This window comes from Streptomyces sp. NPDC002206, from assembly GCF_053593595.1.
On sequence record NZ_JBSFCW010000040.1, the window covers coordinates 34,091 to 57,694 of the forward strand.

Annotated in this window: 19 protein-coding genes and 1 pseudogene; 7 read left to right on the plus strand and 13 right to left on the minus strand. The window is 71.2% G+C overall.

All coding sequences use genetic code 11. The features are described from left to right. Positions 1-181: 181 nt before the first annotated feature. The 4 genes from ACWCP8_RS36365 (at position 182) to ACWCP8_RS36380 (ending at position 5,384) form a co-directional block, all read left to right on the plus strand. Positions 182-1,003 (plus strand): FAD binding domain-containing protein, encoded by an 822-nt coding sequence (locus tag ACWCP8_RS36365; RefSeq protein WP_352270576.1) that lies wholly within the window; start codon positions 182-184, stop codon positions 1,001-1,003. Next, positions 1,000-1,533 (plus strand): (2Fe-2S)-binding protein, encoded by a 534-nt coding sequence (locus ACWCP8_RS36370; protein WP_352270574.1) that lies wholly within the window; start codon positions 1,000-1,002, stop codon positions 1,531-1,533. Before ACWCP8_RS36365 ends, ACWCP8_RS36370 begins: the two co-directional genes overlap by 4 nt. After that, on the plus strand, positions 1,530-3,830 hold the full coding sequence (locus ACWCP8_RS36375) for a xanthine dehydrogenase family protein molybdopterin-binding subunit (RefSeq protein ID WP_451120587.1): 2,301 nt from the start codon (positions 1,530-1,532) through the stop codon (positions 3,828-3,830). Before ACWCP8_RS36370 ends, ACWCP8_RS36375 begins: the two co-directional genes overlap by 4 nt. A gap of 189 nt (positions 3,831-4,019) precedes the next feature. Continuing rightward, entirely contained in the window at positions 4,020-5,384 is a 1,365-nt protein-coding gene (locus tag ACWCP8_RS36380) for an MFS transporter (RefSeq protein WP_356002497.1), read from the plus strand. A 78-nt stretch (positions 5,385-5,462) separates the two neighbouring features. Here the strand turns inward: ACWCP8_RS36380 and ACWCP8_RS36385 are convergent, their stop codons facing one another. From ACWCP8_RS36385 to rimP, 9 genes are all read right to left on the minus strand, one after another. Then, complete coding sequence (locus tag ACWCP8_RS36385) at positions 5,463-6,416, minus strand: bifunctional riboflavin kinase/FAD synthetase (protein ID WP_451120590.1); 954 nt, start codon at positions 6,414-6,416, stop codon at positions 5,463-5,465. A gap of 43 nt (positions 6,417-6,459) precedes the next feature. Then, positions 6,460-10,320 (minus strand): trypsin-like peptidase domain-containing protein, encoded by a 3,861-nt coding sequence (locus ACWCP8_RS36390; RefSeq protein WP_451120592.1) that lies wholly within the window; start codon positions 10,318-10,320, stop codon positions 6,460-6,462. Between the two features lie 221 nt (positions 10,321-10,541). Continuing rightward, entirely contained in the window at positions 10,542-11,441 is a 900-nt protein-coding gene (gene truB, locus ACWCP8_RS36395) for a tRNA pseudouridine(55) synthase TruB (protein ID WP_352270564.1), read from the minus strand. Beyond that, positions 11,438-11,902 carry a 30S ribosome-binding factor RbfA gene (rbfA, locus tag ACWCP8_RS36400; RefSeq protein ID WP_267001150.1) on the minus strand — a complete coding sequence of 155 codons (465 nt, stop codon included), beginning with the start codon at positions 11,900-11,902 and terminating at the stop codon, positions 11,438-11,440. Before rbfA ends, truB begins: the two co-directional genes overlap by 4 nt. 100 nt (positions 11,903-12,002) lie before the next feature. Next, complete coding sequence (locus ACWCP8_RS36405; RefSeq protein ID WP_326606046.1) at positions 12,003-12,296, minus strand: DUF503 domain-containing protein; 294 nt, start codon at positions 12,294-12,296, stop codon at positions 12,003-12,005. A gap of 137 nt (positions 12,297-12,433) precedes the next feature. Next, entirely contained in the window at positions 12,434-15,547 is a 3,114-nt protein-coding gene (infB, locus tag ACWCP8_RS36410) for a translation initiation factor IF-2 (RefSeq protein ID WP_352270563.1), read from the minus strand. Between the two features lie 149 nt (positions 15,548-15,696). Then, entirely contained in the window at positions 15,697-15,975 is a 279-nt protein-coding gene (locus ACWCP8_RS36415) for a YlxR family protein (RefSeq protein ID WP_078879240.1), read from the minus strand. A 221-nt stretch (positions 15,976-16,196) separates the two neighbouring features. Then, the gene (gene nusA, locus ACWCP8_RS36420; RefSeq protein WP_352270561.1) at positions 16,197-17,237 is read right to left on the minus strand and encodes a transcription termination factor NusA; all 1,041 of its coding nucleotides are present in this window, start codon (positions 17,235-17,237) and stop codon (positions 16,197-16,199) included. A 2-nt stretch (positions 17,238-17,239) separates the two neighbouring features. Then, positions 17,240-17,746 (minus strand): ribosome maturation factor RimP, encoded by a 507-nt coding sequence (gene rimP / locus ACWCP8_RS36425; protein ID WP_352270560.1) that lies wholly within the window; start codon positions 17,744-17,746, stop codon positions 17,240-17,242. 177 nt (positions 17,747-17,923) lie between these two features. On the opposite strand from rimP, the gene ACWCP8_RS36430 reads away from it, so the two are divergent. From ACWCP8_RS36430 to ACWCP8_RS36440, 3 genes are read left to right on the plus strand one after another with little or no spacing between them, the layout of a single operon-like run. Next, positions 17,924-18,436, plus strand: a complete 513-nt coding sequence (locus ACWCP8_RS36430) for a hypothetical protein (protein WP_451120596.1) — start codon at positions 17,924-17,926, stop codon at positions 18,434-18,436. Continuing rightward, positions 18,433-18,942: a ferritin-like domain-containing protein gene (locus ACWCP8_RS36435; RefSeq protein WP_382844434.1), complete on the plus strand. Its 510-nt coding sequence runs from the start codon at positions 18,433-18,435 to the stop codon at positions 18,940-18,942. The genes ACWCP8_RS36430 and ACWCP8_RS36435 overlap by 4 nt, the downstream gene beginning before the upstream one ends. A gap of 29 nt (positions 18,943-18,971) precedes the next feature. After that, complete coding sequence (locus tag ACWCP8_RS36440) at positions 18,972-19,877, plus strand: aminoglycoside phosphotransferase family protein (RefSeq protein ID WP_352270555.1); 906 nt, start codon at positions 18,972-18,974, stop codon at positions 19,875-19,877. An 88-nt stretch (positions 19,878-19,965) separates the two neighbouring features. On the opposite strand, the gene ACWCP8_RS36445 is transcribed toward ACWCP8_RS36440, so the two are convergent. The 4 genes and pseudogenes from ACWCP8_RS36445 to ACWCP8_RS36460 all read right to left on the minus strand — a co-directional run. Then, on the minus strand, positions 19,966-21,666 hold the full coding sequence (locus ACWCP8_RS36445; protein ID WP_451120598.1) for a proline--tRNA ligase: 1,701 nt from the start codon (positions 21,664-21,666) through the stop codon (positions 19,966-19,968). Between the two features lie 79 nt (positions 21,667-21,745). After that, complete coding sequence (locus tag ACWCP8_RS36450) at positions 21,746-22,315, minus strand: GNAT family N-acetyltransferase (RefSeq protein ID WP_352270554.1); 570 nt, start codon at positions 22,313-22,315, stop codon at positions 21,746-21,748. Between the two features lie 119 nt (positions 22,316-22,434). Beyond that, a complete protein-coding gene (locus ACWCP8_RS36455) occupies positions 22,435-23,280 on the minus strand; it encodes a GNAT family N-acetyltransferase (RefSeq protein ID WP_352270552.1) in 846 nt (281 codons plus the stop codon). Between the two features lie 175 nt (positions 23,281-23,455). Next, positions 23,456-23,604: pseudogene (locus ACWCP8_RS36460) on the minus strand (flavodoxin-dependent (E)-4-hydroxy-3-methylbut-2-enyl-diphosphate synthase); the annotation flags it as partial.

Genomic DNA, 23,604 nt, shown 5'->3' on the forward strand with positions numbered 1-23,604 from the left:
TTCCGGAAATGGAGCGTGCGGTGCGGTAGTGACCGCCCACGATACAACCGGCACCCGGAGCCCTTGTGGCGACCATCTCCAAGTGCTAGAAATCTCAGCATTAGCTGTTTCAGTTCTTAGATAACTCTCCGTGGTGACATCGGTGATCGACCGCTGCGCCGCTCCAGGAGGCACGGTCCGCATGCTCCTGCTCCCCACCGGGATGGTGGCGCCCACCCAGCGCACCATCCCCGACTTCGTCCTGGAACGTCCCGTGACGGCGGCCGAGGCCGTGGCGGCGGGGGCAACCCGCGGTGCGGTCTATGCACAGGGCTGCAGCGATCTCTTCGCGCAGTTCCGCGAGGGTCTCGACTGCCGGACCCTCGTATCGCTGGAGCGCGTACCCGAGCTCGGCGCGGTCGAATGGGACGGCTCGACACTGGAGATCGGCGCCGGGGTCGATCATCACGCCGGCTCGCACGACGCCCGGGTGCGGGCCGCCCTGCCGGGTCTGGCCGCGGGCTGGGGCAGCATCGCCACCCAGCGGATCCGGCGGCGGGCCACCCTCGGCGGGAATCTGATGGCACGACGTACTCGGTACGAGATGTCGGTGATGCTGGGCGCGCTCGACGCGGAGCTGGACTTCCTGACACTCGACGGGACGGTCACCGTCTCGCCGGCCGCACTGTGGGACCGGGCGGAGCCGCCGGGCGGTCTGCTGCGCGCGGTCAGGATCACGGACGTACGTCAGGTGTGGTTCGGGTACGAGCGCTCGATGCGCCCGCTGATGACGGTGGCCGCAGCGGTCCGTGCGGGGACGGTCACGATGGCGGTGGGCTCCGAGTACACCCGTCCGTACACCGTCGGCGCCCTGCTGGGCACCGACCCCACCGAGATCGCGGCCGCGCTGCCCGAGGCGATCGGCGACGCGGCCGGGAGCGCCCGCTACCGGCGCCATGTCGCCGCCGTGCTCCTCGGACGGCTGCTCGAACGACGCACCACCGGAGAGGGAACCCCCCGATGAACAGCGACATGACCAGCGACATGGGCACCCGGCTCACGATCGACTTCGCCGTCGACGGCCGGCCGCGCACCGAGCGGATCGCACCCAACACCGTCCTGCTCGATCTGCTCCGCGACCGCTACGGCATGACCGGTGTCAAGGCGTCCTGCGAGCGCGGCGTCTGCGGCGCCTGCACCACGCTGATCGACGGAACTCCCTCCGCCTCCTGCAGCGTCTTCGCGTTCAGCGTCGACGGCCGCGCGGTGGAGACCGTAGCGGGACAGGCCACGGGCGGGGAACTGAGCCCGGTGCAGCGCGCCTTCGCGGAGTGCGGCGGCTTCCAGTGCGGCTACTGCACCCCCGGCATGATCATGCTGACCACCGCCCTGCTGAGGGAGGACCCGGAGCCGGACGACGAGACGATCCGCTCCTGGATCTCCTCCAATGTGTGCCGCTGCACCGGCTATCAGATGATCGTCGACTCGGTACGCAGGGCGGCCGAGCTGATCCGTGACGACATGTCGGCCCGTGACACCGAGGACGCCCGATGACCGGATCCCGCATCGGAACCCGCGACCGCCGCACCGACGCGACCCTCAAGGTCACCGGCGCCGCGCAGTACACCGCCGACATCCGGCTCCCCGGCATGCTGCACGCCAAGGTGCTCCGCAGCCCGCACGCCCACGCCCGCCTGGTGTCGGTCGACAGCGCCAAGGCCCGCGCGCTGCCGGGCGTGCACGCCGTACTGACCCGCGACGAGCTCGACGGACTCGACCCCACCTACGGCTACTTCATCAAGGACCAGCCGGTCGTCGCCCTGGACTGGGTGCGATACGCGGGCGATGTGGTGGCGGCCGTCGCCGCCGAGTCCGAGGCGGTGGCGCTGCACGCGCTGGAGCTGATCGAGGTGGTGTACGAGCCGCTGCCGGCCGTCCCGGACATCGAGGCCGCTCTCGCACCCGACGCCCCGGAGCTGTTCGAGCAGGCTCCGCCCGGCATCGTCCCTCCGTATGGGACAGGGGCCTCCGGCCGGCTCCGGCCGCGGCCCAACGTCTGTTACGAGTTCCGGTACGAGACCGGACCGGACTCCGTCTGGGACGGCTGCGACCACATCTTCGAGGACTCCTTCACCTTCTCCCGGATGAATCACTTCCATCTGGAGCCGTTCGTCACGGTCGCGGATGTGCGCGGCGAGGAGATCGAGATCTGGGCCTCGACCCAGAACCCGTTCCCGCTGCGCAAGGAGCTGGCGCGGGTGCTGCGTACCCCGGAGAGCCGGATCCATATCCATGTGCCGTATGTGGGCGGCGGGTTCGGCTCGAAACACAACTGCAAGACCGAGCCGATCGCCATCCTGCTGTCGCGGGCGGCCGGCCGGCCGGTGCGCTACTGCCTGACGACGGAGGAAGGCTTCCTCACGCTCAGCCAGCACGCCGCCGTCCTGAAGGTGAGGACGGGCGTCATGGCGGACGGGACGTTCGTCGCGCGCGAGAGCGAGGTGCTGCTGGACGCGGGAGCGTACTCCGACGGCAGCCCGCTGGTCGCCGAGAAGGCCTGCTACCGGATGCCGGGGCCGTACCGCTGGCAGCACATCCGTTCCTCCTCGTCGTGCGTGATGACGACGACCACACCGGCGGGCCCGTTCCGCGGCTTCGGGGCGACGCAGGCCACCTGGGCGTCCGAGAGCCAGGTCGACATGATCGCCGAGCGGCTCGGGATGGACCCGTACGAGCTGCGCATGAAGAACCTCAAGCGGCTCGGGGAGCCGTTCGTGCCGGGCGAGAGCGGGATCGACAGCGATCTCGCCGAGGGCCTGGACGCGGTCGCCGATGCGCTCGGCTATCAGGGGCGCGAGCGTATACCCCATCGCGGGATGGGGCTGGCCATCGGTTTCAAGGACGGCGGGGGGGTGAACAAGCCCGCGCAGGCCCGGGTGAAGATCACGGCCACCGGCTCGGTCTATGTCAGCTCCGGCACGGTCGAGATCGGCCAGGGCGCCTCCACCTCGCTCTGCCAGGTCGCAGCCGAAGTGCTCGGCACGGATCTGGAGCGGGTGCGCTACGCGCCGGTCGACACCGATGTCACTCCTTACGACCAGGGAACCAACGCCTCGTCCGGAATGACGGTGATGGGCACCGCGGTACTCAGGGCGGCCCAGGACGCCAGGTCGAAGGTGCTCGCTTTCGCAGCCGAGCAGCTCGGCTGCGATCCGGCCGAACTGACCCTGCAGGACTGGACGGTACGCCGCGGGGAAGACGCGCCGGTTCCGCTGCCGGGCCTGGTGGCGAGGGTCTTCGGCGGTACGGGGTACGAGTTCCACGGCGAGGGCTTCTTCAAGGCGCCACTCTCCTCCGACGCCCCGCTGGAGTCCCCCTGCCTCTTCTGGGAGATCGGCTGGGCGGGCGCGGAGGTCGAGGTCGACCCGGACACCGGAAAGGTGACGGTCCTGCAGCTGGTGGCGAGCGGCGATGTGGGCCGGGCCGTCAACAAGCTGCTCTGCCGTGGTCAGGACGAGGGCGCTGCCGTGATGGGGCTGGCGCAGGCGATGTTCGAGGAGATGCGGTACGAGGACGGCGCGCTGCTCAACGGTGAGGCGCTGGACTACCGGGTGCCGATGGCCGAGGACCTCCCCGAGCGCTTCGTGTCGATCACCCAGGAGCAGGGGCACGGGCCCGGCCCGTTCGGCGCCAAGGGGGCCGGCGAGGGCGCGATGGTCCCGGTCGCGGCGGCCATCGCCAATGCGGTGCAGGACGCCACAGGTGCCCGGGTGACCACCCTGCCGCTCTCCCCCGAGCGGGTCTTCGACGCGCTGCGGGCACTGCCGCGGGAGCGCACACAGCTGCGCTGACCCGCACCGCCCCAACCGGCCCATGGCTCATCCGCCATGGGCCGGTGAGTCATGCCCAACCTCGCTCACCATCAAAATGCCTGTTCAGGCGGGGTTCACTTCGTTATGAAATTTAAGCGCTTAGTTGTTGACCCCTAAGACACTTCTTTCTAGGGTCGCCGCAACTCCTCTGTTCGCGGAAGGATCCCCATGTCAATCGTGGCCACCGGCCCCACCGTGAGCTCCATCTCGGCCAGGCTCGAACGCCTGCCGAGCTCTCGCTGGCACATCAAGGTCCGTACGCTCATCGGCGCCGTCACCTTCTTCGAGGCGTTCGACCAGCTGCTGACCGCCTCCGCACTGCCCGTCCTGACCGAACAGTGGAAACTGAGCACCGGCCAGGGCACGCTGATCGTCACCAGCGGTTCGGTCGGCATGCTGCTCGGCGCACTCGTCGCCGGCTGGCTCGGCGACCGCATCGGCCGGGTCCGTACCGTCGCGCTCGGCGTGGCCGTGACCGCGCTGGCCAGCCTCGCCGTCGCCGTCTCGCCCGGCTTCGCCCTGTTCACCGCCTTCCGGTTCGTCCAGGGGCTCGGCATCGGCGGCGTCGTGCCCGTCGCCGCCACATACATCAACGAGATAGCGCGCGCCGACCACCGCGGCCGGTTCGTGCTGCTGTACGAGCTCATCTTCCCGGCCGGCCTGGCCTCGGCGACGCTGGTCGCCAGCTGGGTGGTGCCCAGCTTCGGCTGGCGTGTGATGTTCCTGATCGGCGCCCTGCCCGTGCTGCTGGTGGTCGTCCTGCGCCGCCAGGTCCCCGAATCGCCACGCTGGCTGCTCTCCCGCGGCCGGGTCGAGGAGGCCGAGCAGGTCATCGCCCGGATCGAGCAGGACGTCGAGAAGTCCATCGGCGCGCAGCTGCCGGAGCCCGGCCCGGCGACAGCCGTCGAGACGGCCCGCGGCGGCCTGCGCGACCTGTTCACCGGCCGCTATCTGCGGCGCACGGTGGTCGTCTCGGGTCTGTGGTTCGTCGCGTACTACGTCAACCACGGCATCGCGACATGGCTGCCCTCGCTCTACACCAAGACGTTCGGTCTCGATCTGCGCACCGCGCTGAACTACGCGCTGCTGAGCAATGTGACCGGGCTGATCGGCTGTCTCCTCGTGGCTCTGATCATCGACCGGGTGGGCCGCCGGATCTCGCTCACCATCGGGCTCGGCGGCGCGGCGGTCGCCCTGCTCTCGCTGGCCGTCTCCGGTGCCACCTCGGGCGGACAGGTCGCGGTCTGGGCGTCGGTCGCGACGCTCTTCGTCTTCGCGACCAATGTCAGCCTGTACCTCTACACACCGGAGCTGTACCCGACCCGCAGCCGTGCGCGCGGGGCGTCGTTCGGCGGGGTGTGGAACAGGCTCGGTGTCATCCTCGGACCCATCGTGGTCGGCGCCATCATCGGCTCGGGGGGCAGCCTGACGATGGTCTTCGCCCAGCTGGGCTGCATGGCCGTGGTGGGTGCGGTGATCGCACTGTTCGCGGTGGAGACCAAGGGGAAGACGCTGGAGGAGCTCAACTCCTGAGCCGCCTCCCGATGCACCTACGGCTCCGGCCGGGACCGCTCTGCGCGGTCCCGGCCGGAGCCGTAGGTGAGAGAAGGATCAGCCGCGGTCGTACGCCGCGACCAGCTCGCCGGCCCGCTTCACGTCGGCGGCGATCGCCACCAGCAGGTCGTCGAGCGAGTCGAACTTCGCCATCCCGCGGACGTACGCGAGGAAGTCGACGGAGACATGGAGTCCGTACAGATCAAGACCCACACGGTCGATCGCGTACGCCTCCACCGTCCGCTCCGTGCCGTCGAACTGCGGGTTCGTGCCGACCGAGATCGCGGCGGGCATCATCTCACCGTTCGCGTTCAGCCAGCCCGCGTACACGCCGTCGGCGGGGATCGCGGTATGCGGCAGGGTCTCCACGTTCGCCGTCGGGAAGCCCATCTCGCGGCCGCGCTGTGCGCCGCGCACCACGATGCCCTCGACACGGTGCGGACGGCCCAGGATCTCGGCGGCGCCCGCCACATCGCCCTCGGCGACGAGCCGGCGGGTGAGGGTGGACGAGAACGGCTCGCCGCCGCCCGCCTCGCCGCTCACATACAGATCGATGACCTCGACGCTGTAGTCGTAGGTCGCACCGAACTCGGTGAGAAGCTGCACGTTCCCCGCGGCCTTGTGGCCGAAACGGAAGTTGGGGCCCTCGATGACGAGCTGCGCGTCCAACTTGTCGACCAGCACCTTCACGATGAAGTCGGCCGGCGCCAGCTTCGAGAACTCGGTCGTGAACGGCAGGATCAGCAGCGCGTCCACTCCCAGCTCGGCCATCAGCTCGGCGCGCCGGTGGTGCGGGGCCAGCAGCGGCGGATGGCTGCCGGGCCGTACGACCTCGCTGGGGTGCGGGTCGAAGGTCACGACGACCGAGGGCACGCCCAGCTCGCGCGCGCGGTCCACGGCCCTGCCGATGATCAGCTGGTGCCCGCGGTGCACCCCGTCGTAGGAGCCGATGGTGACGACGCTGCGTCCCCAGTCCTGGGGGATGTCCTCCAAGCCACGCCAGCGCTGCACTGTGACCGCTCCTCGCCCGAACCTGTGTACGTGGGTTTACCTCTTATGCAGGTCTAAGACTGCCATGCCCCCGGCCCGGGGCCTGCATCGGCATCGTCATCGCGGTGGACAGGGTCTCCACGGTCCGCCGCGCACCGGGGCCGACGACGGCCGCCCACTCCTGCGGCGCATCGGCCAGCCATCCGGTGACCAGCCGGGCGAATCCGGGCACGTCACGGGCCAGTTCGACCAGCCTGCGGTCGAAGCGGGCCGCTCCTTCGGGGGTGCGGACGAGCAGCATCCCGGTGCGGTGGACCAGAGCTCGGGTACGGACCGGCGCACGCCGGGCGGATCCGGTCGCTGCTGCACAGAGCAGTGCGTCGAGCACGACCGGGTCACGGTGGGCGCCCTGCTCGAACTCCAGCAGGACCTCCAGCAGCTCGGCGCGCAGCGCCCCGGAAGCCGGGGTGCCGGGCGCGGCCAGCACCCGGGCGAGCGCGCCACGTACGGGTGCGGGGGCCGGACGGTCCCGCAGCAGGCCGCTCATCAGGGGCAGCAGCAGGGCACGGGCGGCGGGCCCGTGCTCCAGCCTGCGGTCGATGTACGCGGCAGCATGTGCGCCGCCCTCCGGATGGCTGTCGACGTACGCCCGCACCAGACCGGCCGCGTGCAGGGCCAGCGCCGGGGCGTCGATCCCGGCGAGCGAGCGCAGTACCTCGCCCGCACCGTCCCCGGGCCGGGTGAGCGCCTCCCGGAGCGCGGCGATCACCGGCTCGCGATGGGTCGGCAGGGCGGCGACGAGCTCGGCCGCGGACAGATGCGGATCGCCCTGCACGAAGACCCGCAGGGCCTGCGGCAGATAGCGGTCCCGGGTCTGCGGATCGCGTACGAGGAGGGTCAGCGCGGCTCCGTGCAGGTCGACGTCGGCGGGGTGGGCCAGCAGGGCGAGCGCGGAGCGGCGCAGCAGTGCACGGTCGGCTTCGGCGGTGGCGTGCGGTGCGGTGACGAGCCCGTACGAAGCGGCTGCGCCCCGTCGGGCCCGCCGGTCGCCATCGCTGGGCCGGCGCTCGACAGCCCGGCACAGGGCGGCCGGCTCGTCCTCGGCCAGCGCGACGAGCAGCTCGTCGGCGCGCGGGTGGACGGTCGCGACGAGGGCGTCGGTCAGATCGTCGACGGCGAGGTCACGACGGGCGTAGAGGAGCGCCTGCGCGGCGGCGGCGACGGTCGGCCGCATCGCCACACCGTCCTCGGCGGGCAGCGGGCGCTCATCGGTGAACCAGCGGCAGAGCAGGGGCTGCACGGTCCGGGGCCGGGCGACGAGCCCCCTGGCCACCACATCCAGGAACCGCTCCTCGCCGCTGTCCCCACCCTCGTCAAGACATGCGACGGCCCGGCCCTGTCGGCCGTCGCGGTCGCCGTCCCACCCGTCTCCCCGTGGCGGGCCGTCCGCAGGTACCAGCCGCCGCAGCAGGTCGATCCGGTCCGCCTCGGGCAGCCGCAGCCGCAGCCAGAACCACGGTTCGAACTCGGCGTACGCCCCCAGCGGGTGTCGGCGATGCCCCGGGCCGGGCGGGACATCACGGGCGCCCTCCGGCCCCCCTGCCCCTCCCTCGGCGCCGGACCGCCGGACGATGCGACCGGCGAGCAGCCGCAGCACTTCCACGTGCGGCCCGGCATCGGGCACCCGGAGCAGTGTCTGCGACAGGAGGTGAGCGGCCCACCAGGAGGCGTCGAGCAGCGGGCCGGCGTCCCCGGCCCCGCCGGGCCGAGCAGCGCCGCCGTGCGGACCGGCGGCAGCCGTCGGGATCCCGGTGCTCTGCCGCCGGGCGGCCGCGGCCGGGTCGTCCGTCCTCGTGGACAGCCGGTCCATGGCCTCGATCAGATCGGCCAGACGGTGGGACAGGGCGGCAGCGCCTTGTCTGCGGCCCAGGAGCAGGAGGGCCTGGATCACCGGACCGATCCGATGGCGCGGTACGGGGAGCGTGTGGGGCTCGCGCGAGGGCATCGCTCCCGAAGCCGCGTCGGCCCCCTGCACCTGCCCCCGCTCGGAGTCAGCCGACGCCCGGCGGCTCGTCCGCGGGCTCCGCTGGGCCGGAACGCGTTCCTCCGCCGCCCTGGCCCCACCGCCCGGATCCTCCTCGTGCCATCGGTGCACCAACGACCGCAGCGCCCTGTCCAGGTCCAGGTGGGCGCCCTGCACCCAGTCCCCCAGCTCCTCGTGCGCGAAGCGGTAGCCCGCGCCCGCCGGGACCAGCAGGCCCTCGGTGAGGACCGCCGACGCCCATCCCGTGCGCCAGGGGAAGATTTCCTCGAAGGCCGCGCGGTCCAGCTCCCCCTGCCCCGGCCCGAGACAGCGCCGCGCAGCCTCGTGGACCTGCCCCGTCACCCGCGCGGCCAGCCGCCGCACCGCCGTGCCCCTGAGCGCCGGACGCGACGCCGCGGCGATCCGGACCGCAATGCGCAGGCACATCAGGTCCAGGTGGGCGCCGAAGACGTCGTCCGTGTCCGGCCGTCCGGCCATGTCTCCGGGGAGCGCCGCGCGCACCTCGGCGAGCAGGCGCAGGGTGAGCGGATGCCGGTCGTGGCCGGGGGCCAGGGCGTCGGCCGGGATGGCGTACCGCTCCCGGGCACGCTGGGCCTGGCTCGCGGTGAGCTCGCCGAGCCGGACGGCGGCCGGCAGCCGGCGGGCCGGCCTGGCGGGGCGGTGCAGCGCTCCGGGCGGGCAGAGCGCACCGGCCGTCTCCCAGTGTTCGGACCTACAGGCGATCACCAGCCGTGCCCCGTTGCTCCGCAGCCAGTCGACCGTTCCCGCCGTCCACCGGTCCAGCCGGTGAGCGAGTACGGGCGGCATCTCCTCGGGGCCGTCCAGCAGAACCAGCAGCGGGCGCCCGGAATCGGCAGCGAGCCTGGCCACCCGCTCGGGGGTGGCCGTCGCCATGTCGCCGCCGGCCCCGGCCGCCGTGACGATCCGCCCGGCCTGCCCGAGCGTGCGGGCGATCGCGTCGGCGACCGAGGCATCGTCGGCCAGCAGATCGGCGCCGCGCAGCCAGAGGGTGAGGGCGGGGTCGCAGCCGCGGGCCCGGCGGGCGGCGAGCGCGGCGAGTTCGGTGGTGCGGCCGGTGCCGGGCTCGGCGACGAGGCCGAGCACGACCTCGGGGCGTTCCCCGGCGGCCGTGAACGCCGTGAACTCCGCAGTGATGTCCGGGCGTTCGACCGGGTCGGGCCGGGCCCCCGGACCGCCCGCGGCCCCGATGGACATCGCGGCGAGCTGCAGGGCACCGGCAAGGTTGAGGTCGCGTCCGTATCCGGGGACGGTCGTCGCATTGCGCCGCAGCAGCGCGTCCAGCGGCGCATCGGTGCCCGCGCCCACCAGCGGCACTGCGAACCCGGCGGCGTTGTGTTCGCAGCGCAGGGCGGTGCCGACCACGGCGATGACCGCACCGCTGTCCGGATCGAGCACCGGCCCGCCGACCGCCGCCCCGCGCAGCCGCAGTGCGTCTCTGCCGTCCGTGCCGAGCGCCAGCTCCATCGCGGCGCCGACCCGGTAGGAGCGGTCGGTCGCGGTGTACGTCACCGGGGCCACGCCCAGCACGCGCGCCTCACGCCAGCCGTGGGCGGCGATGCGTACGTACGTACCGGCCTCGATCCGGTCCCGCAGCACGATCGGCAGCGGATCCACGCCGAGCACATCGAGTCCCCCGGTACGCACCAGCGCGAGGTCCAGCTCCGGGAGCGCGGTGATCGCATCGGCCTCGATGCGGCAACTGCGATCACCTGTCCCGTGCAGGACGAGTCGCAGCAGGCCGTCGACGGCTTCGTGACTGGTGACGACCGTGCCGCGGTCATCCGCGACGAACCCCGTCCCTCGCGGCCGGCCGACCGGATCGCAGATACGTACCAGCATCGACCGGTCCCCGCTTCCCATGGTCCGACGTTAGGTCGGCAGTGATCAGCGCGAGAACCACTCGGAGCAAACGCGCCCCCAAGTGCACCCCTGAATCACTCCGAGCGCCTGCTCGTGGGGGTGAATTCGCGGGTTCCGGTGGACAGACACCCGAGGGGGATCGTGGAGCGGGTACGGGGGGCTGCCCGCTCCACGATGGGGATCCGGCGTCCGGTGGCGGTCCCGGCGCCGACGGCCGGCCGTCAGCCGAAGACGGCGAGGCTCTTGGCCTTGCCCTTCTGCTCCTCGACCAGCACCAGGAAGGTTCCGTCGGGACCGAAGACCGCGACCGGTCCCGGCGGGTACGAGGGCATGTCCAGCCGCACCCCGTTCAGCAGCAGCTTGGCCCGCTTCTCGTCCACGTCCCAGCGCGGGAACGCGGCGGCGGCGGCCTCCGCGACCGGCATCACGATCAGCTCCTCCTGGTGCTGATCCAGCGTCCGCGCCGCATCGATACCGTACGGACCGACGCGAGTGCGCCGCAGTGCGGTCAGATGCCCGCCGACACCCAGTCCGGCGCCGAGGTCACGGGCCAGGGCACGGATGTATGTACCGGAGGAGCAGACGACGGAGACGACCAGGTCGACGACCGGGGTCCCGTCCTCCGCGACCGCCTCCCGGACGTCGTAGACGTTGAAGGACGAGATCGTCACCGGCCGGGCCGGGATCTCGAACTCCTCGCCGCCGCGCACCCGCGCGTACGACCGCTTGCCGTCGATCTTGATGGCGCTGACCTTGGACGGCACCTGCATGATGACCCCGGTCAGCGCCGCGACACCGGCGTCGATGCCCTCACGCGTGACACCCGACGCATCGGTGGACGAGGTGATCTCGCCCTCGGCGTCGTCCGTGACCGTGTCCTGGCCGAGCCGGATCGTGCCGAGGTATTCCTTCTCGGTCAGTGCGAGATGGCCGAGAAGCTTGGTGGCCTTCTCGACACCGAGCACGAGAACGCCGGTCGCCATCGGGTCCAACGTGCCGGCGTGCCCGACGCGGCGGGTGCGGGCGATGCCGCGCATCTTGGCGACGACGTCGTGCGAAGTGAAGCCGGACGGCTTGTCGACAATGACAAGGCCGTCCGGCGTCCTGTTCTGCTGTGTCATTCGGAGGCTGAGCCCTCGTTCTCGTCGGACTCGTCCGTTTCGTCCTCCGGCTTGCGGTACGGGTCGGCGTCGCCCGCGTACTTCGCACCGGTGGACACCTCGCGGACCTCCGCGTCCTTGGCCCGCGCCTTGTCGAGGAGGTCCTCGATGGTGCGGGCGTTGTCCGGCAGGGCGTCCGGGACGAAGGCCAGGGTCGGAGTGAACCGGACCCCGGTCTGCCGGCCGACCTCGGAGCGGAGCACGCCCTTGGCGCTCTCCAGCGCGGCGGCGGAGGCCGCCCGCTCCTCGTCGTCGCCGTAGACCGTGTAGAAGACCGTGGCCTCCCGCAGGTCGCCGGTGACCCGGGCGTCCGTGATGGTCACGAATCCGAGCCGCGGATCCTTGATACGCCGGTCCAGGGTCTCCGCGACCACGACCTGGATGCGATCGGCCAGCTTGCGGGCCCGCGCGTTGTCGGTCACCGGTCCGTCACTCTTCCTTCTGGGTTGCTTACGGTCCGACGCTTCCGGGGTCCGACGCTTGCGCGTCGGACGGTGCCGCGTCGAACAGTTCTGACGTTGTTCAGTCTTCGTCGCTGTGCAGCCGCCGTCGAACCGACAGCAGCTCCACCTCGGGCCGGGCGGCGACCAGCCGCTCGCACCGGTCCAGTACGTCTGCGAGGTGTCCGGTGTCCCCGGAGACCACGGCAAGGCCGATCTCTGCCCTGCGATGGAGATCCTGTCCGCCCGTCTCCGCCGCACTCACCGCGTACTTGCGCTGCAGCTCGGCGACGATCGGCCGGACGATGGAGCGTTTCTCCTTCAACGACCGTACGTCGCCGAGGAGCAGATCGAAGGACAGTGTCCCCACATACATGTATGTCCGGATGTCCCGCCGGTTCGGGTTCGCGCCCTGCCAGTGCTTGGCAGGGACACAAGAACCGTACACGGAACGGCCGGGGCCGATCGACGGGAATACGACCCGTCGACCGGCCCCGACTGTTGAGGTACGGGTCAGCCTCGCGGCTTCTCGCGCATCTCGTACGTCGCGATGACGTCGTCGATCTTGATGTCGTTGAAGTTTCCGAGGTTGATACCGCCCTCGAAGCCTTCGCGGATCTCGGTGACGTCGTCCTTGAAGCGGCGCAGACCGGAGATGTTGAGGTTCTCCGCGATGACCTTGCCATCGCGCAGCAGGCGCGCCTTGGTGTTGCGCTTGACCTCGCCGGACCGGACCAGCACACCGGCGATGTTGCCCAGCTTGGACGAGCGGAAGATCTCGCGGATCTCCGCCGTACCGAGCTCGACCTCTTCGTACTCCGGCTTGAGCATGCCCTTGAGGGCCGCTTCGATCTCTTCGATCGCCTGGTAGATGACCGAGTAGTACCGGACGTCCACGCCTTCGCGCTCGGCCATCTGCTGCGCACGCCCTGCGGCGCGCACGTTGAAGCCGATCACGATGGCGTCGGAGCCGGTCGCCAGGTCGATGTCCGACTCGGTGACCGCACCCACACCGCGGTGCAGGACCCGGATGTCGACCTCTTCACCGACGTCGAGCTGGAGCAGCGAGGACTCGAGAGCCTCCACCGAACCGGACGCGTCGCCCTTGATGATGAGGTTGAGTTCCTGGACCAGACCGGCCTTGAGCGCCTCGTCCAGGTTCTCCAGGGAGAACCGGACACCCTTGCGGGCGAAGTTGGCGTTGCGCTCACGGGCGGCACGCTTCTCGGCGATCTGACGGGCCGTACGGTCCTCGTCGACCACCAGGAAGTTGTCGCCGGCGCCCGGGACGTTGGTGAGACCGAGGACGAGGACGGGGGTCGACGGACCCGCTACCTCGACGTTCTCACCCTTGTCGTCGAGCATCGCGCGGACTCGGCCGTACGCGTCGCCGACCACCATCGTGTCGCCGACCCGCAGGGTGCCTCGCTGGACCAGGACGGTCGCAACGGCACCGCGGCCGCGGTCGAGGTGGGACTCGATCGCAATACCCTGCGCGTCCTGCTCCGGGTTGGCCCGCAGGTCGAGCGAGGCGTCGGCGGTGAGGACGACGGCCTCCAGAAGAGCCTCGATGTTGAGGCCCTGCTTGGCGGAGATGTCGACGAACATCGTGTCGCCGCCGTACTCCTCGGCCACCAGACCGAACTCGGTGAGCTGACCGCGCACCTTGGTCGGGTCGGCACCCTCGACGTCGATCTTGTTGACCGCGACCACGATCGGCACGTCGGCCGCCTTGGCGTGGTTCAGCGCCTCGATCGTCTGAGGCATCACACCGTCGTTCGCCGCAACCACGAGGATCGCGATGTCGGTGGACTTCGCACCACGGGCACGCATGGCGGTGAACGCCTCGTGACCCGGGGTGTCGATGAAGGTGATCCTGCGGTCCTCACCGTTGACCTCGGAGGAGACCTGGTACGCACCGATGTGCTGCGTGATGCCGCCGGCCTCGCCCGCAACGACGTTCGTCTTGCGGATCGCGTCCAGCAGTCGGGTCTTACCGTGGTCGACGTGACCCATGACGGTCACGACCGGCGGACGCGAGACCAGAGCCTCTTCGCCGCCCTCGTCCTCGCCGAACTCGATGTCGAAGGACTCGAGCAGCTCGCGGTCCTCCTCCTCCGGGCTGACGATCTCGAGGATGTAGTTCATCTCGTCGGCCAGCAGCTTCAGAGTCTCGTCGGAGACGGACTGCGTGGCAGTGACCATCTCGCCGAGGTTCATCATCACGGCGACGAGCGACGCCGGGTTGGCGTTGATCTTCTCCGCGAAGTCGGTGAGGGAGGCACCGCGCGACAGCCGGACAGCCTGTCCGTTGCCGCGAGGCAGCATGACGCCGCCCACCGACGGGGCCTGCATGGCCTCGTACTCCTGGCGCCTCTGCCGCTTCGACTTGCGACCACGACGCGCGGGACCGCCGGGACGGCCGAACGCACCCTGTGTGCCACCACGGCCACCGGGGCCGCCGGGGCGTCCACCGAAGCCGGGACGACCGCCGAAGCCGCCGCCACCACCGGGACGGCCTGCGCCGCCACCGCCACCGCCGCCACCGGGACGACCGGCGAAACCGCCGCCACCGCCACCGGGACCGGCCGGACGGCCGGCGAAGCCGCCGCCACCGGGACGACCTGCACCGCCACCGCCACCGCCACCGGGACGGCCTGCGCCGCCACCGGGACCACGGCCACCGCCGGGGCCACCACCGGGACGCGGGCTCGCAGCGGGACGCTGCGGCATCATGCCGGGGTTCGGACGGTTACCACCGGGCGCACCGCCCGGACGCGGAGCCTGCGGACGGGGCATGCCGCCCGGAGTCGGACGGGCACCGCCCTGACCCTGCGGACGCGGGGCGCCACCGGGGCCGCCCTGCGGACGCGAGGCGCCCGGACGCTCCTGGCCGCCACCGGGACGCGGGGCGCCACCGGGACGGGGTGCCTGCGGACGGGCCATGCCCGTCGAGCCACCGGAGGTGAAGGGGTTGTTGCCCGGACGGGGACCCGCCGGACGGGAGCCGCCGGGGCGCGGGGCGCCCTGGCCAGCGGGACGGGCCGGACGGTCGCCGCCACGGCCACCGTCACGCTCGCCGCCACGGCCACCGTCACGCTGACCGCCGGCCGGAGCCGGACGGGCGGGGCGAGGACCGGGGGTGGCACCCGCGGGACGCGGGGCCTGCTGCGGCGCGGCCGGCTGGGCCGGGGCCGGAGCGGAGAACTCTGCTGCGGGCACCGGGGTGACCGGAGCGGGCTTCGGCGCGGGCTTGGGACCCGGACGCGGGCCCGCCGACGGCGCGGAAGGCGCGGCAGCGGTAGGGGTGCTGCTGGGGGCCTCGGCTGCGGCCGGCTTGGGGGCCGGGGCGCCGGGCTTCGGGGCAGCGGGACGTGCCGCAGCAGCCGGGGAAGGCGCTGCGGGCTTTACGGGCGCGGCCTTGCGGGGCGCGCCGGGCTTCGCAGCGGACTTGCCGGCGTTGCCGCCGGGCCCCTGCAGTGCGTCAGTCAACTTGCGTACAACCGGCGCCTCGATCGTCGAGGACGCCGAACGGACGAATTCACCGAGTTCTTGGAGCTTGGCCATGACGACCTTGCTCTCGACGCCGAACTCCTTGGCGAGTTCGTATACCCGGACCTTAGCCACTTCGCTCCTTTTAGGTCCGGGTTACCGCCGGACCGTCGCTACTTCATGGGCGTACTCATCGCGTACTCATCGAGTGCTCATCGCAATCTCGACCTACTTCCAACTCGCGAGGTACCTGACCGCACGGGGTCCCGTGCCGTTCTCGTTTCTTACGGTGTCACCCGCTCGACGTACCGCTGCACTTCCGCGGAATCGAGCGGCCCCTTGGCCTTGAAGGCCCGGGGGAATGCCCGGCGGCGAACCGCCAGGTCCAGACAGACAGTGACGGGGTGCACATATGCACCCCGGCCGGGCAGCGTACCGCGAGGATCGGGGACGCATGCATCCTCGTCCACCGCGATGCGCAGCAGCTCGCTCTTGGCCGCTCGCTCCCGGCAACCCACACAGGTTCGCTCAGGGCAAGCGCGGGCGTGCGTCCGGCCAGACACGGTTAAGTCTACCTCCCCGCACCGACCTCACCCCTTCGGGGCAAAAATCGAACGGATGTTGTCGTGTTGTCAGCGGTATGGAGCGTGGATCTATTCCCCGGGGCCCATGTCGGCCCCGTGCTCCTGACCGTTTCGGGTCCATTTCCCGGACCGGACGGGTCCACCGTCCGGACGGGCGCCGGTCCACTCCTCGGACCGGCGTCGGCCGATTGCGTACCGGATCAGAGCCGGTCGGACCGCTCGCGGGCGCGCTCGGCCCGCTCCCGGTCGGCGATGTCCCGCTCGGCGTCGGTCTCGGTGTCCGGGCGGATGTCGATGCGCCAGCCCGTGAGGCGGGCGGCGAGGCGGGCGTTCTGCCCCTCCTTGCCGATGGCCAGGGACAACTGGTAGTCGGGGACGGTGACCCGGGCGGACCGCGCCCCGAGGTCCACGACCTCGACCTTGCTCACCCGGGCGGGCGACAGCGCGTTGGCGACCATCTCGGCCGGGTCGTCCGACCAGTCCACGATGTCGATCTTCTCGCCGTGCAGTTCGGCCATGACATTGCGGACACGGCCGCCCATCGGGCCGATGCAGGCGCCCTTGGCGTTCAGGCCCGAGCGGGTCGAGCGGACCGCGATCTTGGTGCGGTGGCCTGCCTCGCGGGCGATCGCGCAGATCTCGACGGAACCGTCGGCGATCTCCGGGACCTCCAGCGCGAAGAGCTTCTTGACCAGGCTGGGGTGGGTCCGGGACAGGGTCACGGACGGACCGCGCACACCCTTGGCGACCCGTACGACATACGAACGAAGCCGCAGACCGTGCGTGTACTCCTCGCCCGGCACCTGCTCCTGCACCGGCAGGATCGCTTCCAGCTTGCCGATGTCGACCAGGACGTTCTTCGGGTCCTTGCCCTGCTGGACGACGCCGGTGACGACATCGCCCTCGTGGCCCGCGTACTCGCCGAACGTCCTGTCGTCCTCGGCGTCACGCAGTCGCTGCAGGATGACCTGCTTGGCGGTCGTCGCGGCGATCCGGCCGAAGCCGGACGGGGTGTCGTCGAACTCCTTGGGCTCCTGGCCCTCTTCGAGGTCGGCCGGGTCCTCCTTCGCCCACACCGTCACATGGCCGCGCTCGTTGAGCTCCACACGCGCGCGGCGGTAGCTCCCGTCGGTGCGGTGGTAGGCGATGAGGAGGGCCGACTCGATCGCCTCGACGAGCACGTCGAAGGGGATCTCCTTGTCCTGTGCCAAGCCCCTCAAGAGCTTCACATCGATGTCCACGGCTACGCCTCCTCTTCCTTCTTGTCCTTGCGGTTGAATTCGATCTCCACGCGCGCCTTGGCGATCTCGTCGAAGGAGACCCGGCGGGACGTGGGCCTGCGGCCCTTGACGCCAGGCACTTCGAGGTCCAGCCCGTCGTCGTCGACCGCGAGGATGCGGGCCACCAGTTCGCCGGCGGCTCCCTCGGTGGTCAGCTGCAGCCTGACCAGGCGGCCGGTGGCGCGTACGTAGTGGCGGTGCTCCGTCAGCGGACGGTCGGCACCGGGAGAGCTCACTTCGAGGACGTATTCGCCCTCGCCCATCGCGTCGGTCTCGTCGAGCTTCTCGGAGATCGCGCGGCTCAGCTCGGCGCAGGCGTCGAGCTCCACGCCCTCGTCCGAATCCACGATGATGCGCAGCACACGGCGGCGGCCGGCCCGGGACACCTCGATCTCCTCGAGATCCAGCTCCTTGGCGCTGACGAGCGGTTCGAGCAGCCCGCGCAGCCTCTCGCTCTGGGTGGTGCTCATCCGGGTGACTCCTCGGCCGCGTGTGCTGTTGTGTGGTTCGTCGCGTGTCAGGTCAAAGGGTATCCGGTCCCGAGGGGTGTTGCCGTCCGCCGGCCGCTCAGCCGCGGGTACGCTCGCCTGCGGTGATCACTTCAGGACAGATCCTGTCAGGACAGATCGACACCCGAAGGAGAACAGGTGCGGCGCACGGGGACGACGCGCAGGGGTGCGCTCACCGCGACGGGGGCGATCGCCCTGGGGGCGACGCTGGCCGGCTGCGGGGACGGCGGCGACGGCAGGGAGGACACCACGATTGCCGACGCGCAGGCCGCTGCGGCCCGGGTGGAGAACACCTTGCGGATGACGGCCGCCACCGCGAGCCGGAACCTGCTCGTCCAGTACGACCAGGTCGTCAAGGCGCACCCGAAGACCGAGGCCGGACTCACGCCGCTGCGGGACGCCGTACGGGCACACACGACGGCACTGTCGCAGGGCGAGGGCAGTGCGCTCGCCCTCTCGCGCCCGCCCGCCGCCGACGCCAAGGCCGCCGTCAAAGAACTGGCCGCGGCGGAGCGCCGTACCGCCGACGCCCATACGGCGACGCTCCTGAAGGCCCCTCCCGAGCTGGCCCGGCTGCTGGCGTCGATCGCCGCGGCGGGCGCCGCCCATGCCTACCTGCTGACCGAGCTGGCCAAGGAGACCTCGTCATGAGCGCGCAGACGCTGCAGGCGGCGCAGGCATCGCTGGCCGCCGAACATGCGGCGGTCTACGGGTACGGGGTGGTCGGCGGCCGGGTCGCCGACGGCCGCCGGGCGGAGGCCACGGCGGCTTACCACGCGCACCGGGCCCGGCGCGACGCGCTGGTGCGGACCGTGCAGGACCTGGGCGGTGAACCGGTCGCCGCGGATTCCGCGTACGCTCTGCCGTTCGCGGTGCCGGACTCGGCGGCGGCGGTGAAGCTCGCCGCACTGCTGGAGGACCGGATCGCGGACGTCTACTCCGATCTCGTACGGGCTGCCGGAGGGCCGCTCAGGCGAGAGGCCGCGGATGCGCTGCGGGAGGCCGCGGTGCGTGCGGTCCGCTGGCGGGGCAGCGGCGTAGCCTTTCCCGGGCTTGCCGAGCGGTCCGCCGACGGAACCACCGGGACGGACCGGCCGACCGGGACCGATGCGACGGCAGGGACCGCTGCGAAGGCCGGGGCAGGTCCGACGCACTGAAGAAGGCTCTGAAAGGGAACACAGCACGTATGGGTTTCGAACCGCCGCAGCGTCTGGTGCGAGCGCTCGGCGAGGTGTACGGGGAACCGGCCGCCGCCGACTGGCTCGCGCGGCTTCCCGCACTGACCGCCGAGGCGCTGTCCGCGAACGGGCCGGAGCTGACCGTGGAGCGGGTGGCCGCGCCCGGTGGGCGCAGCAGCCTGGTTCTGCTGGTGCGGCGCTCCGACGGCACCCCGGCAGCGCTGAAGATCGCTCCGTCCGGAGCCGCGCCCGAGCTGGAAAGGGCGGCACTGGCCCACTGGAACGGCTGGGGTGCGGTGCAGCTCGTCGGCTCCGATGGCGGCGCGCTGCTGCTGGAGCGGCTGCATCCCGAGGTGTCGCTGCGTTCGCTGCCGGAGGCGAAGGCGCTGCTGGAGGCGGCGGGGACAGTGCGGCGGCTGTGGGTCGAGCCGCCCGCCGGACACTCCTTCGAGACCGTCGAGGAGCGGACCGGCCGCCGGACGGAACCGATGCGGGCTGCCGCGAAGGCCGACCCGATGCTGGAACCGCTGGTCTCCGCGGCCCTGGCGGCTCGCGAGGAGCTCGTCGCCCACTCCCCCGAAGTCCTGCTGCTGCACGGCAACTTCCGCCAGAGCAAGGTTCTGGCGGGTGAACGGGCGCCCTGGCTGACGGTCGGGCCGGAGCCGCTGGTCGGCGAGCGCGCCTACGACCTGGCGCGACTGGTACGTGACCGGGTGGAGGACCTGATCGCGTCCCCCGGCGGCGCGGCGACCGCCCGTCGCCGGGTCAACAAGCTCGCGGATTCGCTGGATGTGGACCGGGAAAGGCTCCGTGGCTGGACGCTGTTCCGTGCGGTGGAGTCGGGCACCCGCGCGCTGGCGGTCGGCCGTCGCCGGGAAGGCGAGCTGACCCTGGAGTTCGCGGGCTGGCTGTAGCCGTCACGGCGAAGCCGACCAGTCACGAACGGGCGAGGGCCCCCGCGCTGTCGGACAGCGCGGGGGCCTTCGTCGGTCTGAGCGGGGGTCAGCCCTGCACGGCGAGACGGGCGATCGCCTCGTCGACCGTGAGCTCCTCGCGCTCGCCCGTACGGCGGTCCTTGAGCTCGAGGACGCCCTCGGCCGAACGGCGGCCCGCGACCAGGATCTTCGGCACACCGATCAGCTCGGCGTCGGTGAACTTCACACCGGGCGAGACACCGGCGCGGTCGTCGACCAGGACCCGGACGCCCGCGGCGCCGAGCTTCTCGGCGACATCGAGGGCCAGCTCGGTCTGGAGCGCCTTGCCCGCGGCGACGAGGTGGACGTCGGCCGGGGCGATCTCGCGCGGCCAGCACAGGCCCTGCTCGTCGGCGGTCTGCTCGGCGAGTGCGGCGACGGCGCGGGAGACGCCGATGCCGTACGAGCCCATGGTGACGCGGACGGGCTTGCCGTTCTGGCCGAGCACATCGAGCTGGAAGGCGTCCGCGAACTTGCGGCCCAGCTGGAAGATGTGGCCGATCTCGATGGCACGGTCCAGCTTGAGGCCGGCGCCGCACTTGGGGCACGGGTCGCCCGCCTCGACGACAACGACGTCGAGGTAGTCGTCGACCTCGAAGTCGCGGCCGCAGACGACGTTCTTGGCGTGGGTGTCGGGCTTGTTGGCGCCGGTGACCCAGGCGGTGCCGGGGGCGATGCGCGGGTCGGCGATGTAGCGGACCTTCTCCAGGCCCTGCGGGCCGACGTAGCCGCGTACCAGGTCGGGACGGCCCATGAAGTCCTCACCGGTGACCAGCTCGACGACGGCCGGGGCCAGGTGCTCGCCGAGCTTGCCGAGGTCGACCTCGCGGTCGCCGGGGACGCCCACGGCGACGATCTCGCCGTCGACCTTGACCAGAAGGTTCTTCAGCGTCGCGGAGGCCGGGATCCCGAGGTGGGCGGCGAGCGTCTCGATGGTCGGGGTGTCCGGGGTGTCCAGCTCCTCGACGGGGCCGTGCGCCGAGCCGTCCACAGGGGTGGCCTTGAAGGTCACAGCTTCCGTGTTGGCCGCGTAGTCGCAGGCGGGGCAGTCGACGAAGGTGTCCTCGCCGGCCGGGGCGGGCGCCAGGAACTCCTCGGACGCCGAGCCGCCCATGGCGCCGGAGACCGCGGAGACGATGCGGTGGTCGAGGCCGAGCCGCTCGAAGATGCGGATGTAGGCGGCGCGGTGCAGCTGGTAGGCCTCGATGAGGCCCTCGTCGGTGGTGTCGAAGGAGTACGAGTCCTTCATCTGGAACTCGCGGCCGCGCAGCACACCGGCGCGGGGGCGGGCCTCGTCTCGGTACTTGGTCTGGATCTGGTACAGGATCACGGGCAGGTCCTTGTAGGACGTGATCTGATCCTTGACTACCTGGGTGAAGATCTCTTCGTGGGTGGGGCCGAGGAGGTACTCGGCGCCCTTGCGGTCCTTGAGCCTGAAGAGCAGGTCGCCGTACTCGTCGTAGCGGCCGCTCGCGTCGTACGACTCCTTGGGGAGCAGCGCCGGCAGCAGGACCTCCTGGCCGCCGATGGCGTCCATCTCCTCGCGCACGACGCGCGTGATGTTCTCCAGGACCTTCTTGCCCAGGGGCAGCCAGGTCCAGATTCCGGCGGCGGTGCGGCGTACGTAACCGGCCCGGACGAGCAGCTTGTGGTTGAGCGTCTCGGCGTCCGCCGGGTCGTCGCGCAGTGTCTTGATCATCAATCGGGACATGCGCTGGACCTGGGCCATGATGAACTCCTGCTCGGAAGGGTGATGTGCAGGAGGTTAGCCGGGTCGTACGGGCGGGCGGAAATCGATTGGCCCCGTCCTAGGCCCGGCGGCGCAGCGGAAGAGGCGCTCCCATCACCGCGTACGGCTTGGGAGCACTGGGAAACAGCACGTGTCGGGCCAGGTCCCGGTAGCCGAGCGTGCGATACAGACCACGCGCCGGGCTCTCCGTGTCGATGGCGGAGAGGATGGAACGGGGCTGGTCGACGGCGTCCGTGATGGTGGTGATCAGCGAGCGGCCGATGCCCTGGTTCTGGAACTCCGGGTGGACATGCAGTTCGGTGATCACGAACGAGTCGTCGAGCCAGTCCTCGGAGCCGGTGGCGCGCAGATAGGGCTCGACGACGGTGGACCACCAGTGGCCGCGCTCGTTCGGCATGCCGTACACGAACCCGATGAGCCGGCCGCTCGCGGTGGTGGCTCCGAGGGCGCGGGCACACGGGTGCTCCAGGTGTCTGAGGACGATGTGCCGACGTACGTCGACCTCGTTCCGCCCGAGGCCGAAGGCGACGGCCTGCACGGCAAGCGCCTCGTCCACGCGTGCGGCGAGATCGATCGGCCCGACCAGGACACTCGGAGTGTGGGCACCGCCCCCGGAAACTGCTGCCATGCGCCGAACCCTACTGTCCGCGCCGGGCTGCGGGATACGTGCCCGGGACGGCCGGAGGACCTTCGGACGGGCCGGAACGGTGCGCGGGGGCCCGGCCGGAGCGGCTCCCTCCGGCGAGGTCAGAAGAGCACACTCATGAAGGCGCCGACCTCACGGAAGCCGACCCGGGTGTATGCCTTGCGGGCCGCGGTGTTGTAGTCGTTCACATACAGGCTGACGACCGGTGCGACGTCGGCGAGTGCGTAGCGCAGGACCGCCGCCATACCGGTCTCGGACAAGCCGCGGCCGCGGTGTTCGGGGGCGACCCAGACACCCTGGACCTGGCAGGCCTGCGTGGTGGCCGCGCCGATCTCGGCCTTGAAGACGACCTTGCCGTCGTCGATTCGGGCGAAGGAGCGGCCGGCGCCGATGAGCTCGGCGACGCGTGCCTGGTAGAGGAGTCCGCCGTCACCGGCCAGCGGGGAGATGCCCACTTCCTCGGTGAACATCGCGACACAGGCCGGCATCAGGACCTCTATCTCGTCCTTGCGGATGCGACGTACGAGAGGGTCGGGTGTCACATCGGCGGCGGGGCTCTCGGTGACCATGAGCGGCTGGTTGGCCCTGACCTCTCGGGCGGGGCCCCAGCCGGGTTCGAGGAGCCGCCACAGCTGTGCGGCCGCTTCGGCGGGACCGACGATGGAGGAGCAGCGGCGGCCCGCCCGGCGGGCCCGGTCGGCGAAGGCCCTGATGGCCTCAGGGGTGGCGCAGATGGGGACGAGATTGGCGCCGGAGTAGCAGAGCGACCGCAGTCGGCCGTCGGCGTACCAGCCCCACATTTCGCCGCCGAGGCGCCATGGGTCGAGTCCTGCGATCTGAACCCGGGACGTCACAAAAGCGTTGGCGACGGGCTCGCTCTCCAGGATGGCGAGCGCTGCGCCGAGGTCGCTGGGTTCGAGGACCCGGGTGGTGGTCTGCGTCAACACGAGGGGGCCTCACCATGCGGTCTGCTGATTTCCGCACTGTACCCAAAGAGGCTGGGAGGCGCCGCCCCATGGTTGTCACCGGTATCTTCGGCCCACCGTGAGGTCTCTCACGACGCTGCCCCGCCGGGCGGTTCGTTCGCCGGGCGGGGGCACCGTCATGGAGTGAGGATCGGCCTCAGCTGATGGAGACCTCGGGCTCGCCGGAAGCGATGCCGTCCTTCTCCATCTGCTCGGCGATCTTCAGGGCTTCCTCGATGAGCGTCTCGACGATCTTCGACTCGGGAACCGTCTTGATGATCTCGCCCTTCACGAAGATCTGCCCCT